10 protein-coding genes are annotated in these 16,342 nt (G+C 43.3%); 7 read left to right on the top strand and 3 right to left on the bottom strand.

The window, feature by feature from the left end:
- Positions 1-62 precede the first annotated feature (62 nt).
- Complete coding sequence (locus F885_RS13015) at positions 63-3,776, bottom strand: UvrD-helicase domain-containing protein (RefSeq protein WP_005315001.1); 3,714 nt, start codon at positions 3,774-3,776, stop codon at positions 63-65.
- A 3-nt stretch (positions 3,777-3,779) separates the two neighbouring features.
- Positions 3,780-7,418: an exodeoxyribonuclease V subunit gamma gene (locus tag F885_RS13020; protein ID WP_005314999.1), complete on the bottom strand. Its 3,639-nt coding sequence runs from the start codon at positions 7,416-7,418 to the stop codon at positions 3,780-3,782.
- 183 nt (positions 7,419-7,601) lie between these two features.
- Here F885_RS13020 and F885_RS13025 point away from each other — a divergent pair, with 183 nt between their 5' ends.
- Together F885_RS13025 and tcuC are read left to right on the top strand one after the other, a co-directional pair.
- A complete protein-coding gene (locus F885_RS13025) occupies positions 7,602-8,108 on the top strand; it encodes a hypothetical protein (RefSeq protein ID WP_005314996.1) in 507 nt (168 codons plus the stop codon).
- Positions 8,109-8,296: 188 nt separating this feature from the next.
- Positions 8,297-9,589 carry an MFS transporter gene (gene tcuC / locus F885_RS13030; protein WP_005314994.1) on the top strand — a complete coding sequence of 431 codons (1,293 nt, stop codon included), beginning with the start codon at positions 8,297-8,299 and terminating at the stop codon, positions 9,587-9,589.
- 28 nt (positions 9,590-9,617) lie between these two features.
- Here tcuC and pap read toward each other — a convergent pair whose 3' ends face one another.
- The gene (gene pap / locus F885_RS13035; protein WP_005314992.1) at positions 9,618-11,036 is read right to left on the bottom strand and encodes a polyphosphate:AMP phosphotransferase; all 1,419 of its coding nucleotides are present in this window, start codon (positions 11,034-11,036) and stop codon (positions 9,618-9,620) included.
- A 210-nt stretch (positions 11,037-11,246) separates the two neighbouring features.
- Here pap and F885_RS13040 point away from each other — a divergent pair, with 210 nt between their 5' ends.
- The 5 genes from F885_RS13040 to F885_RS13060 all read left to right on the top strand — a co-directional run bounded on the left by F885_RS13040 (position 11,247) and on the right by F885_RS13060 (position 16,263).
- Positions 11,247-11,954: a DUF8198 family protein gene (locus F885_RS13040; protein ID WP_005314990.1), complete on the top strand. Its 708-nt coding sequence runs from the start codon at positions 11,247-11,249 to the stop codon at positions 11,952-11,954.
- Between the two features lie 204 nt (positions 11,955-12,158).
- Entirely contained in the window at positions 12,159-13,100 is a 942-nt protein-coding gene (gene ubiE / locus F885_RS13045; RefSeq protein ID WP_005314987.1) for a bifunctional demethylmenaquinone methyltransferase/2-methoxy-6-polyprenyl-1,4-benzoquinol methylase UbiE, read from the top strand.
- A gap of 10 nt (positions 13,101-13,110) precedes the next feature.
- Positions 13,111-13,791, top strand: coding sequence for a ubiquinone biosynthesis accessory factor UbiJ (locus F885_RS13050; RefSeq protein ID WP_004802349.1), 681 nt, complete (start codon positions 13,111-13,113; stop codon positions 13,789-13,791).
- Positions 13,792-13,803: 12 nt separating this feature from the next.
- The gene (locus F885_RS13055) at positions 13,804-15,423 is read left to right on the top strand and encodes an ABC1 kinase family protein (RefSeq protein WP_004802347.1); all 1,620 of its coding nucleotides are present in this window, start codon (positions 13,804-13,806) and stop codon (positions 15,421-15,423) included.
- A 240-nt stretch (positions 15,424-15,663) separates the two neighbouring features.
- Positions 15,664-16,263, top strand: coding sequence for a cytochrome b (locus F885_RS13060; RefSeq protein ID WP_005314980.1), 600 nt, complete (start codon positions 15,664-15,666; stop codon positions 16,261-16,263).
- Positions 16,264-16,342 lie beyond the last annotated feature (79 nt).

Raw genomic sequence — 16,342 nt, 5'->3', positions numbered from 1 at the left:
AGGTTATAAACAGAGTTATTCACAAGCTAAGCTTTTGTTTAATTTAAAATCACGCACTTTATCTACACCATTTTTCCAGCTTTATCCTCAGAAAAATATCCAAGTATTGCATCCAAACGCAAGATAAACTCATCCTCAGGCTTCCAGTAGTAACAGCCTTGCTTCGCCTGCCCATTCATGCCGCGCAAATACAGATAAGATGCGCCACCCAAATGCAGCTGCATCTCATAATCCTGCAATTTCACCGACAGATAACGATGTAGTGCCACCAGATATAACGCCGCTTGTAACCAGTAACTCGACAGCGACATACTTTCTGCAATTTGAGTAGCCTGATAATCCAGTTGCTCTGCCCCCAGATAATTACTCTTATAATCGGCGATATGGTAACGCTGGCCATCGAAGTAAACCAAGTCAATAGAGCCATTTAAGTAACGGGCAGATTTAGCCTCAAGTAACTCAGGCATTTCGATACCATATTCCTCAAAAAGCTGCTGTACACGCTGCATCGCCAGCACTCGATCCGATAAAGCCAGATAGAAAGGACATTCCGACAAGTACTGTCCTGCAGCTAATTGCTTTAACTGAAAGCCCTGATTCAGTGGCGTATGTAATACCTCACCAAGCCAATCAGCAATCCATTGATACAGTTGCTGCTCGCTATTTTCTTGTTCAGGGAAATGCTGTTGATATTGTAATAGTAGCTCTGACCATAAACTTTGATAGGTATTTTTAAAACGACGGCGAATTTCTTCCACCCACATGTGGGGTTGCTGAAACTCAATCTGCTCAAAAATCTCATGCAGGAAATTACCTGCCAAGGTCCCTTTCGGGAAATACTGTTTAATCCAGGCAATCGGCTGAGCCGTGGTTTTATTTTCCAATTCTGCAAGATTCAACTCATCTTCAGCTTGCTCAAAATCAATATCGATATTGGCCAAGCGATCAGCCCGAGTCGCTTTATGCTTTAAATGTTGTGCCAGATAGCTAAAACTGGTTTTTCCGCGTGCATAAAAACGTTGTGTCGGCAGTGTTTGGGCCAACAGTACACGCTGTTGTTGAGTTTGTTGCATCTGTAAGGCTTGTGGTCGCGCTAAGATCAGCTCAGCATCGGCACTATAGGGATGTTGAAAGTTATCGCCCTGACTCTTCCAAAAAGCCAAACCTGAAAACTTATTTTTATCGCCTTTTTCCGGTTCAAACACGGCATAAACACGGTGACTGGCACGTGTCAGTGCCACATACCACAACCGATTTTGTTCCGCCAAAGCACGTTGCTGATGTTGATCCAGCTCAGTCTGCTGTAAAAAGTTTTTATCTGCCACTGCCACTACCCGTTGCGTCCGTATTTGCCCCGTTTCAGGCAACTGGATTTCAGTGGTAGAAAAATTCAGTGTTTTCTGTACTTCAGCAAAGGCCTTATTCGCCCCCAGTAAAAAGACGATTTTAAACTCCAAGCCTTTGGACTGATGAATGGTCATCAGTTGCACACCCGCTTCACTGGACAGCTTATGTTCAAGCTCCCAATCGCGATCACTTGGCGAATTTAATTGTTTTAAATACCAGTGATACAGGTTTTGCATCCCTTGAACGTGTTCACTGTGCTGACTCAAGAGATCAGTGAGGTGGCGTAGATTCACCACGGCACGTTCATTGTCTTTACTTTGTGTGGCCACCAGTTGCTGCCAAAGACCAAACTGATTTAGGCAACGCTGCCATGCCGATAAAAAGCCCTGATTCAGCCACATTTCACGTATGTCATCAAACTGCTGAATATAATCACTCAAGCCTTCTGCACTTTGTTCTAAGGCCAATAGTCGAGCCAGATCAAAGCCAAATAAACGGCTGAGCAAAGCCCGTTTGAGCTTGGCTTCATCATAAGGATGAAGCAACGCCGTGAGCAAAGCCCCCACATCCTGTGCAATACTGGAATCAAACACACTGCGTTTCGATGGTCGATTGACCCGAATCCCCATACGTTCCAATACATATTGCACTTCATCCAGTTGGCGATGGCTACGCGAAAGAATGGCAATATCATCTTCATCAATCGCAGTCGGGACATCACCCTCTAAATACAATTGCTTTAAATAGGCTTGGTTGAGTAAGTGCTGAATCTGCCACGCCACCTGTGTGGCCTGTTCATTGCCTTCGTGTAGTTGTACCCAACGTAAAGGTTGCGGATTAAATTGTGCATTTTCAACCAAGGCAGGGTGCGGACGTGAACCCGCTTGAATCGGGTCATAGCTGACCTGCTCACCAAAATCGATCTGGCGTTGAAATAGCAGATCCACCACTTCCACCAGCTCTTTCACCGAACGGTGGTTATGCACCAACTTATACTCACGCCCCTGTTTGGCCATAATATCCTGATAAGCATTCAGGAAGGTCAGCATATCGCCACCACGGAAACCATAAATCGCCTGCTTACGGTCACCCACCATAATCATGCAGCCTTTTTGATAACGTTGCGGATGGCGCCAGATACTGGCCAACATATCATCTTGATCTTGGTTGGTATCCTGAAATTCATCCACCAGAATCAATGGATAGCGTGACTGTACAAATACCGCGAAACGTTGTCCTTGCTCGCCTTTTAAAGCTTCAGACAAGGTCTTGATTTGTTGAGCAAAGGTGGTCTCCCCTTTTTGTTGCAACACTTGAGGCAAACGCTTTTTGACTTCAACACATAAATAGGCTTTTAAATAGACCTGTAACTGCTCAAATTCTTGCTGAGTCTGCTGCACAGCTTGAAACAGCTTTTGCAATTGCAACACGCATGGATGTTGATAGAAGCCCTCGGCAATTTCCGCAGGACATTTCTTAAAAATTTTTTGTGCTTCGAGTTTGTCTAAAAACTTAAATACCGCATCACGTGCATCGGCAAAATAGGCATCAAAGATCTGTATATTCTCAGGACGATTGAGTGCAGTTAATAAGGGCGGCAAGGATTCTGCAAACAATTTATGAAAGGCATTGTTACGGAAAGAAGCACCATTGATATGTGCATAATAGGCGCCCTCTAACTGGAAGTATTCAGCCAAGCTGCTCAGGTCAATCTGCTGTGCTTGCTGTTGCCACTGCTGCAACTGAGCCAACTCAATCTCAGGCATGGCAGGCAGTTTAAATTGTGCCGAACTAAAATTCAGCGAGCTTTCCACCATCCCGACAAAATGATCGACACTTTTCAGCCCCCCCACACTATACAAGGCATTGATTACTTGCTGTGGTTGGGTCTGAATCCATTCCCGCAACACATCATGAATCAATTGACGGGTATAGCTTTTGGCATCCTCTGTGATTTCAGCGCGTTCGATTTTGCCACTTTCAAAGGCAAACTCACGCAATAGCTTTTGACTAAAACTATCCAAGGTTCCAACAAACAATTCATCCAATTGATCGATGACCAATTTTAGCCGTTCACAGGCATAGGCAATTCGTGGTGCAAAGTTTTGTAAGACCTGCTGTTTTAATGGATCAGACTCTTGCAATGCCTTGGCCTGAATATCTTGTTCCAATACATCACGGAAAGGCTCTAAATACGTCAGTATTTCAACCAGACGCAAACGAATACGCGTTTTAAGTTCTGCTGCTGCGGCACGGGTAAAAGTAGTGGCAATCACCTGATTGGGCAAATATTTCTCTAAGAAAATCCGCACCATCAAACTGGATAGTGTATAAGTTTTACCTGTGCCTGCTGAGGCTTCAATCAGATGTAAGCCTTCAAATTGAATATCACCAATCGGCTGATAAGACACGGGATACTTTGAGTTCATGTCTTACTCCACCCGTAAAAATTCAAAAATCGGTTGATATAAAGCAAAGGAATAATGATCACAGGCATACTGTAATAAAGCAGTTGCATCTTGCTCTTGCAAAATAAACTGCCAATCGCGGTGCAATTTACAGGCCTCATTCTGGGTCATATCAAAACCCGAGAAATCACCCGTATCATTCCAGTCTTTCAATACTTGCTTTTGACTCTCTTCAGTTAACACCTGAGTTGAATCCAGCTCAATCCATTCATATTGTTTGCCCTTTTCTAAAGGCTTTAACACTAAGGCAGCAGGCAAGACCACAGGCTGCTGCTGTGCATCGTGCCAAAGCTGTAACCATGCCTTTAAATAATGCTGTGCCTGTTGTGAACTTAGGCCTTCACAAATCACGGTCTGATCGCTAAACACTACAATTCGACGCTTCTCTGTAGCAGCGTCACTATTGATTAGCACCAACCAAAGCAGATATTCCAGCCAGACTCTGGCAAAGCGCTTGGCACGTGCACTTGACGCCTCCAAACTGACCCAATCTTGAGTCAATTGTTTCGGGGTCACACAGGCGATTTGTAATTGTTTCGAGACCCGCCAAACCCGTTGTGTGGTTTCAGTTGGTGCTGGGGCATACTGCTGCAAGCGCTCCAACAAGCGTTGCTGCTCTAAGCGACTTTGCTGCCAAGCACTGTGCTGAACTTTGCCAACGGGCAACTGATCTTGCAACAGACTTGGAGAGAGCTGGTCATCCTGCTGCTGTAAAAAATGCCGAATGGCATATTTACCGAGACCATCGAGTAATAATGGTTCAGCTTGATCGGCCAATTCTTTTGCTATTAAATTTTCCACACCTAAGGTCTTTAAATACAGCCGCGCAGGGAAACTGATATCTTGAATCCATTGCTGACTCTCCAAAATAATCATTTCATTTTGTTCAACAGGATAGGCGGTATTGGCCCACGCCTGCCGCTCACCTTTGACTTGCTGAATTTGTGACGCGACCTTAAACCATTGGTCTTGGAAGCGCACAGGTCGATCCGAAACAAAGCCGAGTGGATCGAACGGTTGTAAACGATGTAAATGATACAACGGATAAAGCTGTGCCGGGACTTGCAAAGCATCTAATCCGGCTAGATCCACTTCGGCTAAAGGAGGGCCATCTTCGCTGCTCGTCGGTTTTACAATCAAAGCCAAATGATCACGGAACCCCTGCAACACACTGGATGGCTCTCTGACTTCGCCATCATTGAGATCAAAGCCATTATAAAACAGCCAAACCTGTTCTTGTGCTAATAAGATGGCATCCAAAAATGCCCCCTGATCATCCTCCAAACGAGAACGATCACCCAATTGCTGACGCAGTGCATCCATCAAATCAAACGGAATATGACTGTCCCGATTTGGAAATTTGCCTGTATCCAGGTTCAGCAACACAATCAGCCGATAAGGAATCGGGCGAATCTGTCCAATCTGACTAAAGGTAATTTGTCCTGTCGGTTCAACTTGTGCGGACTGGCTTTCTAAAGCACGTTGAATTTCTTCGATGATATAAGGCAATGGTAAAGAAATTTGGCGCAACTGTGTTTCAGCATCTTCGTAGTAGCTGGCCAAGGTCAGCATCCGTTCTTGTTTCTGAATAATTTCACGAATTGCTTTTAAAGCAACCACATCGGCTTGCTCAAACTCTTGCACATCCTGTTTGATGCGCTGTAGCCAAAACTCGACCGGCAAACGTTGGCCTTGTTCATGTGCCAGCAGCCAATCACGTCGAAGCGCTAAATCGCGATAGATCTGAATCAGAATCCCAATCAGTTCAAAATCACTTGGCTGTACCAAGGCATAACTGAGCATCTCCTGCACCATCACATGGGCAGGCACGGCAATCCCAAGCGCCAAACGATCGAGGGCAAATTTAAAACTATAACGATAGTCTTGATCGTCATCACTGAGCGTTTGTTTTAAATGTTCAGCATCCAAACCACGCTTAAAGCCAGCATCATCGAGTAAACTCAAAATCCGTTGTGCCTGCGTATAATCTAGCCCATAACGTTGTTGCGTCGCGGAAAGATTGAGCCAATCAGCAAAATCATCCTGCGTAAAACGACCTTGTGTCAATTGCAAGCGTCCAAGTACAGCACGCCATGCATTTAAGGCATCTAACTGCGCCACCCCTGCTATTTTAACGGGTAAAAAGACTTCATGTTCATTTGCAACTGCAGGAAAGACACTGCGAATTAAAGGCTCAAGCTCGGCTAGATTCGGGGTCAAAACCAGCACATCACTTGGGCGACGCGGTGTCGTATCTGTTTGAGACAGCCAATGCAGCAACTGCTCTTTTAAGACTTCGAGCTGTCGTACACTGGAATGGCAAACATGGATCTGAATTGATTCATCCTCAGGTGCAAGTTCATATTGCTGGGGCTGAGGTTCAGCTAAATAGAAAATATCCGACTGAATTTTACCGAGTAGCGTTTCAGGAAACTGTTCTACAAAGGCATCGACCCATTTACCCTCTTCTCCTGTTGCCAGTTGTGATAACAGGGAAAAATGATCACGCGCTTGCTTACCTAAACGTGTCAGTAAGGGATGCCGAGACTCTCGATTTAAGGCATTAAACCCCAGACTAAAACTGTCGAAGAATGCTGCAATGTCTACATCACTGGCATGGGGATGTTTGGCGATATAGCGCTCTTTCACGCCAAGGTCATAACGCTTTTTCCAGAGTGGATCGACACTGTCGGCCCAATATTCCTGCGATGGGTTATAGTGCAGAATCACCACATCCAGATACTGCCCCAAACGACGTAAAAATTGCAGTTGGCTCGGTGGTAAATCTAAAATCGTAAATACAACCACCTGACTCGGCAATTGTGCTAAAGCTCGTGATCGTGTCTGCTGATTGTCTAGAAGCTGCCAGAAATCAGCATCAATGCTTTGTATTTCAACAAAATCATCATGAAAGTAGTTTTGCCACAACCAACGCTGCCAAGCTTCTAATTGTTCGGTTTGTTGTAAGCTAAAGGCTGAAGTTTGTTGATCTGTTTGAGCAATCAATTGTTCGATATTTAAGGCTTTGTTCTGTCCCCAAATCGCTAGCCAATTCCCTGCACAAGTACAATTGCTTTGGCAGCCGCGTTGACAATGACCGCGATAAATCATGTAGTTGTTAAACAGTTGTGAAACCTGCTCCGCAACCCAATACAACATGCTCTGTTTTTTAATTTGTTTTTCAGTGCCTTTTTGCAGTTGATCGGCACTGGCATAAATCCGTTGCACAATTGAATATAAAGGGTGCTCATCCGCAACAGTATTCTGTTCGGGTTGAATAAAAGGCTGTAAGGCTTGATGAATACGCCACTTTAAAATCAAACGCGGAATATTGGCTTTCCGCACTTGCTCTTTATTTTCCAAAACTTGTTGGTAGGCATACCATTGAAAACCACGAATGCGTTGGTGAAATTGATAGTTGGCGGTCATGCCTTGTTGTTCGGCAATTTTTTGCGTCAACCATTGTTCTTGTGCAGGACTCGGGACAATAAAATGCTGGGTTTTAAACACCTGAAAGGGTGTCGTACTCGGTTGGGTAATTGATGCCATCACACCTTGTAATAATACGTCAAGGCGTTGACTTTGAATAACATGAATCCCCATGCGTTAATATAACCTCATCACAAAACGATCATTTAGTTGCACAAAATCGTACATATTCATCACTATACAACTTCAAATCACTATGTCACGCTAAACACACAAGGAAATAAAAAAATTGTTTTGAAATTCACCCTGCCATGCGATTGAATGTAGTATCAAGGGATAGACTTTAGGTATAACTTTATGAAAATTGAAAAAATTCCTGATTCCATTGATCCAAGCCTAAACTTGGAACAGATTCGTGAAGAATGTCTGGAACTGGCCAAGAAACGTGCCTATTGGTCAGCGGGTGCAGCGATTGTACCGATTCCATTTTTTGATGTTGTGGTGGACTTGGGGATGCTGACACAAGTAATCCCCTATATTAATGCCCGCTTTGGTCTCGCTCCTGAACATATCAGTGTTTATGATCCTGAAACCAAAAAAGTTCACTGGGATGAATTACGTAAACGTGGTTTTGAGTTTTCAGGTTTTGTGGTGGCACGTACTGCCATGAAAAAATCATTTAATGGTTTTTTCACCAAAATCGCCACTAAACAAGTGACTAAATTTATTCCTTTAGGCGGGCAACTTGTTGCAGCCAGTTTAGGCTATTTCATGATGCGTAAAATTACCGAAGCGCATGTACAAGATTGCTATAACCTTGCCAAGCGTATTCAGCAAAAAAGTCGCAGTAGCATTGTAGCTTAAAGTTACAATGGTTAATTCGACCTGCCCGTCTTCTGCATCATTGTAAAATGAAGATGTTTACAGTGATGCAACAGATCCATAAAAAAACCACACAAATACGTTAATATTCACTTAATTTTTTAAGCTTTGATAAAGATTGTATTTTTAACCTCCACATCTCGATGATAAATAGATGATGGAGCGTCGTTGTGCAAACTAGCCAATCTCCTTCTCGGGTCCGTTCAATTTTCAACGTGACCAGCGGGAACTTCCTTGAACAATACGACTTCTTCCTGTTCGGACTCTACGCACAAGCCATAGGTGAAACCTTTTTCCATTCAGACAGCAGCTATGCCGCGCTGATGAAAACCTTCCTCGTATTTGCCGTCAGTTTTCTGATGCGGCCAATCGGCGCCCTGGTGCTTGGCCCTTATGTCGATCGTATTGGTCGTCGGCGTGGCCTGATGGTGACCCTGAGTATTATGGCCTTCGGTTCATTAATCATTGCCTTCACACCGAGTTACACCAGTATTGGCTTTGCCGCAACCGTGTTGATTTTCGTGGGACGTCTAGCTCAGGGCTTCTCTGCGGGGGTTGAACTAGGGGGTGTTTCAGTTTATTTAGCCGAGATTGCGGAACCGCATAACCGTGGCTTTATTACCAGTTGGCAATCAGCAAGTCAGCAAGTTGCGGTGATTTTTGCTGCCATTTTAGGTTATATCGTCAGTGTGGTGTTCACCAAAGCTCAGGTCGATGCGTGGGCTTGGCGAATTCCATTCTTTGTTGGCTGTGCCATCATCCCCTTTATTTTCTGGTTGCGTAAGTCACTGGTTGAAACAGAAGCCTTCGCCTCTCGTAAAGAGCATCCAACGACACGACAGATTCTGAGTACCTTAGCGGCAAACTGGAAAATTGTATTGGCGGGTGTGTGTATGGTGGCGACCACCACCACCATGTTTTATTTCATTACCGTCTACACTCCAACCTACGGCAAAGAAGTCTTGAATCTAACCCGTGCAGAAAGTTTGATTGCCACCATTATGGTCGGTGTGAGTAACTTTATCCTGTTGCCTATTGGTGGACATCTCTCAGATAAGTTTGGTCGAAAACCGCTTTTAATCACCACCACAGTCTTAATTTTTATCAGTGCCTATCCACTACTGACTTGGCTGACGCATACCATTAGCCTGTCACATATGTTGATGGTGTTATTGTGGTTCTCATTACTGTATAGCTTCTATAATGGTGCTTTGGTGGTTTCTCTGGCCGAAATGATGCCAAGTTCAGTGCGAATTGCAGGATTCTCGGTTGCCTATAGCTTCGCCACCTCTATTTTTGGTGGTCTGACCCCAATGATTGCTACCTTTCTGGTACAAACATCAGGCAATAAAAGTATGCCAGCCTTCTGGTTAATGTTTGCTGCGATCACCAGTTTGATTGCCACCTTAATTGTTTTCCGCCAACAACCGCGTACAGCGCCACAATTGGCAAATAACAATTAATTTAAATGCAACAGCAACTCAAGGCAGATTAGTCCGCCTTGAGTTGTTTTAGAATCGCTTTTAATACTTCAATTCGTGCTGAATACTTATCATCGGTTGCAATCACATACCACGGTGCATAATCCGTATTGGTTCGTTTAAACATATCTGCAGCGGCATTAAGATAATCATCCCATTTGTCACGGTTACGCCAATCTTCTTCAGTAATTTTAAAACGTTTATGTGGTGTTTGTTCACGTGCTTTAAAACGCAGCGCTTGCTCATCTTTACTAATTGCCAGCCAAATTTTAACAATCACCGTTTGGCTATCGACTAAGTTTTCTTCAAAGCGGTTAATTTCGTTATAAGCACGTTGCCACTCAACTGTAGAAGCAAAACCTTCAATCCGCTCAACCAATACTCGACCATACCAGGTACGGTCAAAGATGGTGATCTTGCCGCCATCATTCAACTTGCTCCAGAAACGCCACAAATAAGGACGGCGCAATTCATAACGCTCAGGGGCTGCAATGGTATGAATTTCATATTCTCTAGGGTCGAGCTTTTTCACGATGCGCTTAATCGCACCACCTTTACCCGCCGCATCCATCCCTTCAAAGGCGATCACCACTTTACGCTCGTCATAACGCAAGGTATCTGCCACTTTTTTGGTGAGCTTACTTAGCTCTTCTTTATAGTCATCTTTTTCTAAACTGGCTTGTTCAGGTTCAAGTAAGGCCTTGGGGATCGTAGCTTGCTGCCATTTCTGCGTGACTTTAGTTTGATGCTCAGGTAGCTCTTGCAAAGTCTGTAGTAAATATTGAGCAAAACATTGATCACGATGTTTTTCATCTTCACCATCGACAATATACCAATCATCGGTAAAGCGCTGACTCAAACCTTGTAAGGTGTCGTACTGCTTTTTGTTGCGCCAATCCAAACCATGTAATTTATGCCAACGCTGCTCAGAAGCGTCTATCTGATCCAAACGCTTTTGTAGCGATTTCCAAGATAAATCAAACCAGACTTTAACGATATGAACGTGGTTATTTTGCAGATCATGTTCAAATGCTCGCATCTGCTCAACATAAGCATCAAACAAATTTTCATCCAAAGGGTTGGACACATGCATTGCGGTAGTTAAAAGGTCGCTATACCAGTTACCAAACATCACCACGATTTGCCCTTCCGCAGGAATAAAACGGGTATAAGACTGCCAGAAGGTTTGATTATTTGATAAGAGCTGAGGAGCATCCGCTTTCACACGTAAATAGCGAGGATCTAACCATTCTCGTAATTGTTTAACCGCCTCACCTTTACCAGCCAGCTCAATTCCACTCACTAAAACCAATACACTTTTAGCATTTTTCTTATCACGGCTATTTTTTAAGGCGTATTGTGCTTCAATCAATTCTAAAGAAAGTTCGTCTTCATCACGCAATTCAAATATTGGCTGTTGTTTACTCATATATTGCTCTAAGCGGCTCATTATTAATATTAAAAATGAGTATAGCCAAAACTAAGTTAATCCCAGAAAAACCCTTGTACAGTTTCTGTAGATTCATTTAGGTGTACTGTTATAGTGACCAATTGTTAAACATTTAGAGTTTATGCTGTCATGGTTCTCCGTTATGATGCAGCCTATGATTTTACTGTTTCATTTTAATTAAGTTTATATATGTCAAAACTCTCTGCCTTTGATGATCTATTACTCCAATACAAAGCTTTTAATTATCATAATGATGCTGTGCTTGAACAACGTTTACATGAAGTTCAAACCTGGATGAAAGAGCGTATTGCGCATACTCACCAAGAATTTTTTGCTCGCCCTGAAAATCAATTGATGGCCCAATATTTTCTCAAACGTCTTTATGGTGGACCCGACTTTGATGCTCTAGCACAACAAATCGAACGTTTATTAAAATTCGCACATAAAGTCGAAAAGTTTGTGCCTGAAAATGGGATTAAGACAGGAACCAAATCCGTTAGTCTGGCTGTGTTGGCAACTCAATTAGATGAACAGGTTGCACAGCAGTTATTAGCCGACTATCCTGCCGATACGCCACTCACCGATGAGATCATGCGCGATACGTTGGTTAAACTTGATCAAGGTGACGCACGTTATGAACAATTGCGTTTACTCGATGAGTTGGGTGTAACACTCGATAAATATATGCGTTCAACCATGATGTATGCGACCTTTAAAATGTGTAAAGGCTTGGCACATAAATACCACTTTGATGGCATGTATGAGTTTATCCAAGAAGGTTTTGCGGCAATGAAACCAATGAAATCTGCAGCGGCGTTCATTCAAACCTTTACTGAAAAAGAGCGTGAGATCATTGATCGCGTTCATGCAGGACACCCAAATCCATTCCGCAATTAGTCCATGTCTTACGTTCTGAGCTATTCTCAAGTAGCTCAGAGCACACTATTTTTCAAATCAATAACGCGATTAAAAACACTTTTGAGAAAGTGACTTTCTGTATATTATTCATAACAATTACATGCGAAAGCCTGTAAAAAAATACAAAATCTGTCATCATGCTTGCTGATTCGTGCCGCTAGAGCGAAAGTTTAGGAGAAAACTATGTCTAACGAAAACCAACAGCCTACCCCAGAAGTTGAGCAAAACCCAAGTTCAGACAAAGTCAGCCCTTTCTTAAACACGCCCCTTCCACAAGGCACACCACAAGGTCAACAGCAACCGATCCAACAAGGTGCAGCTCAGACCTCAACAACTTCTATCCCAAAATATAACTTACCGCGTGGCGCCAACACTGGCAACGTAGGTGCAACCACACACTTTGGTTACCAAACCGTAAATAGTGATGATAAAGCACAAAAAGTTGCAGAAGTGTTCCACTCGGTTGCTAGCAAATACGACATCATGAATGACCTGATGTCATTTGGTATCCATCGTATTTGGAAACGTTTTGCCATTAATATGTCAGGTGTTCGTCGTGGTCAACACGTGCTGGATATCGCAGGTGGTACAGGTGATTTAGCAAAAGTATTTAGCCGTGAAGTGGGTCCACAAGGTCATGTGGTTCTTTCAGATATTAATGAATCAATGTTAAATGTTGGTCGTGATCGCCTCATTGATGCAGGCTGTACCAATGTTGATTTCGTGCTTGCCAACGCTGAAACGCTCGAGCCATTTGCAGACAACAGTTTTGATTTATTAACCATCAGTTTTGGTTTACGTAATGTGACCGATAAAGATGCAGCACTCCAAGCCATGTACCGTGTCTTGAAGCCAGGTGGTCGTTTACTCATTCTCGAATTCTCTAAACCTGTATTTGAACCATTTTCAAAGCTCTACGATCTTTATTCATTCACCGCATTACCCATTATGGGCAAATTAGTTGCCAATGATGCTGAAAGCTATAAATATCTTGCTGAATCAATTCGTATGCATCCAGACCAACGTACCCTCAAAGGTATGATGGAAAATGCGGGCTTCCAAAGCTGTGATTACCACAACTTAACCGGTGGTATCGTTGCTGTTCACCGCGGATTCAAACTTTAAGGTTTAAGATATGTGGTCGATTTTAGCACTCGGTGCAGTCGAACGTATCATTCATCATGTGATTGATTTGGATGCGATCACTCGTATTCAAATCAATCAGTTACAAGGTCAATTATTACGTGTTGTGATCGATAGTCCACAACTCTCGGTTGATGTGTTTTTTGATGAAAATAGAGTTCGCCTAGAACCGACCGTGACGGGACAGAGTCAAACTTCTTCTATTTTTGAACAACGCCCGTTTGATCCTCAAGATAAAATCACGGATGCAACTGCAACACTCCATGTTGAAAATGTAGTTGAGCTGGTTAAATTATTGCTCAGTGATATGGATCAAATTGGTAATATTCCACTGCAAGGTGACTATCACTTATTGCAAGATATTCAAAAAATTATGCAGCAGACTGAGCCCGATCTCGCAGCGCATTTATCGCCTTGGATTGGCCCTCAATTGGCACATGAGTTGGGTAAAATTCAACATGTACCGAAGCAATTGAAACGTTCATTACAAAGTCATTTATTTTTCGTTGAAGATGCCTTAAAAGAAGATAGCGGTTTATTTGCCCCACGTTGGCAGATGGATGATCTCAATCGAGAGACCCGCCAACTCAATCAGGAAATTGATCGTTTGGAAGCCAAGCTTCAACAACTCAATGCTCAATTCAATCCAACCAAACAACCCACACAAGACTAGGTAAGACTTTATATGATTCCGCATGTTACACGGTTACTCGAACTCTGGCGTATTGCAGCACACTATCGCCTTGATACCTTGTTCCCTGCGGAAGAATTACCAGTAAAAGCTCGTCATGCATTAAGCCTGATTAAAATGCATCCTGCAGCTTGGTCAAGTCGTGAGAAAAAGAATCCGCTTAAGCTGAAAGAAGCCCTAGAGGATATGGGTCCCTTAGCAATTAAACTCGGCCAATTGCTATCTACCCGCCGTGATTTGATTCCACCTGAAGTATTATCACAACTGGTGTTATTGCAAGATCGCGTCAAACCGTATGACACTCAGCTAGCCAAACAGCGCATTCAAGAATCACTCAAAGCAGATGTATCAACCTTATTCTCACGCTTCGATGAGCAACCGCTTGCCGCAGCTTCGATTGCTCAAGTGCATACAGCAGCGTTGCATGATGGTCGTGAAGTTGTCGTTAAAGTCACTCGCCCCGATATTCGCAGTCAAATTTTACAAGATTTTGAGATTCTAGCTTGGCTTGGCGATTGGTTGGAAAATCGTTTAGAAGCAGCGCGTGCCCTGCATTTATCAGAAATTATTCAAGATTATCGTCAAATCATATTAAATGAGCTTGATTTAAGTCTGGAAGCAGACAACACCCGCCGGATGCGTCACTATTTTACTGGCTCAAGCATGATGTACGTGCCAGAAGTCTATATGGACAGTAAAGACGTGATGGTGGCTGAACGCATCACCGGTGTCCCGATTTCGGATATTGCTACCTTTGATCGTTTAGGTATGGATCGTGCGGATCTGGCTGAAAAAGGCTTAACCATTTTCTTCACCCAAGTGTTCCGTGACAACTTCTTCCATGCCGATATGCATCCTGGCAATGTCTTTGTCGAAACCATTAACCCAAGCAATCCACGCTTTATCGCGTTGGACTGTGCCATTATGGGTGAGTTGTCTAAGCACGATCAAATGACGATTGCACGTATGCTACTTGCGGTGATGAACAGTAACTTCATGCAATTGATTCAAATTGTGCATCAAGCAGGCTGGATTCCACCAGGTACAGATCAAGATGCATTATCACGCGAAATGCGCCGTACCGTTGGTCCAATGGTATCCAAACCAATGGATCAACTCGATTTTGCAGGCATTTTGATCCAAGTGATGGATATTGCTCGTCGCTTCCATTTGGAAATTCCACCGCAGTTGATGTTATTGCTGAAAACACTGGTACACGTTGAAGGTCTAGGGACTGATCTCTACCCTCAACTGGATATCTGGAAACTGGCAAAGCCGATTCTAACCGAATGGGTCAAAGCCAATATGAACCCCGTCAAAAACGTAAAAGAACTGGGGCAACAGATTCCGGACCTGTTACTTGGCGCCCAAGATATTCCAGGTTTATTGATTGACAGCTTAAATGGTCTAAAAAACCAATCAGCTTGGCATGACAAACAACTGCGTGAAATTCAACAAATGCGCTTACAAATGCAACAACAGCAACGTCGTAGCTGGATATTTGGTAGTACGATGCTGATTTTGTTAACCATCGCGATTATTAGCCCATGGTTTATCTCAGTCATTCTGATTGTACTGAGTAGCTTGATTGCACTGTGGCGCATTGCTAAATAATAAGTAGATATACACAGCAAAGGCCGTATCCATCGATACGGCCTTTGCTTTTATGCAACTGCAACATTTTTAGCTCCCCCCTTTTGCCCATTTAAACACTTTCTGAAATTTCGGCAAAACCATCACATTTTAGGCAAGATTTCCGTCCACCTCAGGCAAAGACTTTTCATCCTTAAATAGATAGACGATCATCGACCTAACATTGAGGTGCATCAACACAGATTTAAAAGGAAGAAAAGCGTGAGTTTAAGAAATAGCATCAATAACTATGGTTCGATTGCAAAATGGCTGCACTGGTCAACCGCAATCCTGTTTTTACTTGCTTACTGTAGTGTTTACTACCGCCAGTGGTTTACCGAAAAAGGCACACCTGAGAACTGGACGGCTTTACAACTTCATCTTTCTGTCGGTATCAGCATTGCCGTGATTATTAGCCTGCGCATTATCTGGCGTTTGACCAATCCACAGCCGCATTTAGAACCTGCCAGCCCCTTGGCAAACTTTGCAGCGCATGCAGGACATTTTGCCCTATATGCCATTATGGTCATTGCACCTTTAACAGGTTATTTGGGTACAGGCGTCAATACTGAGTTTTTCTTCTTGTTTGAGATTCCGAAATTTGAACATACCACTCTATTCCAGAGCTGGGTGGCACAAGGCATGGGTCTCAGTTTTGAACAGTTCGAGAAACCGATTGATTTTATTCATAAGCAAGTTCTTGGAAAATGGCTGATTTGGATACTGATTTTAGGGCATGCAGGTGCGGCACTTTATCATCACTATATCAAGAAAGATCGCACCCTGATCAAGATGACCACAGGCAAAGATCAGTTAAAATAATCCGATTTGAGATTCATTCAATACCGGCAGGATGATCATGGACCTTGTAGCACGATAGATTTTATTTAAAAAAATCACC

Origin of the sequence: Acinetobacter higginsii, from assembly GCF_000369845.1 — a bacterium.
Taxonomy (GTDB): Bacteria; Pseudomonadota; Gammaproteobacteria; order Pseudomonadales; family Moraxellaceae; genus Acinetobacter; species Acinetobacter higginsii.
This window is presented reverse-complemented; position numbering and strand designations above follow the sequence as displayed.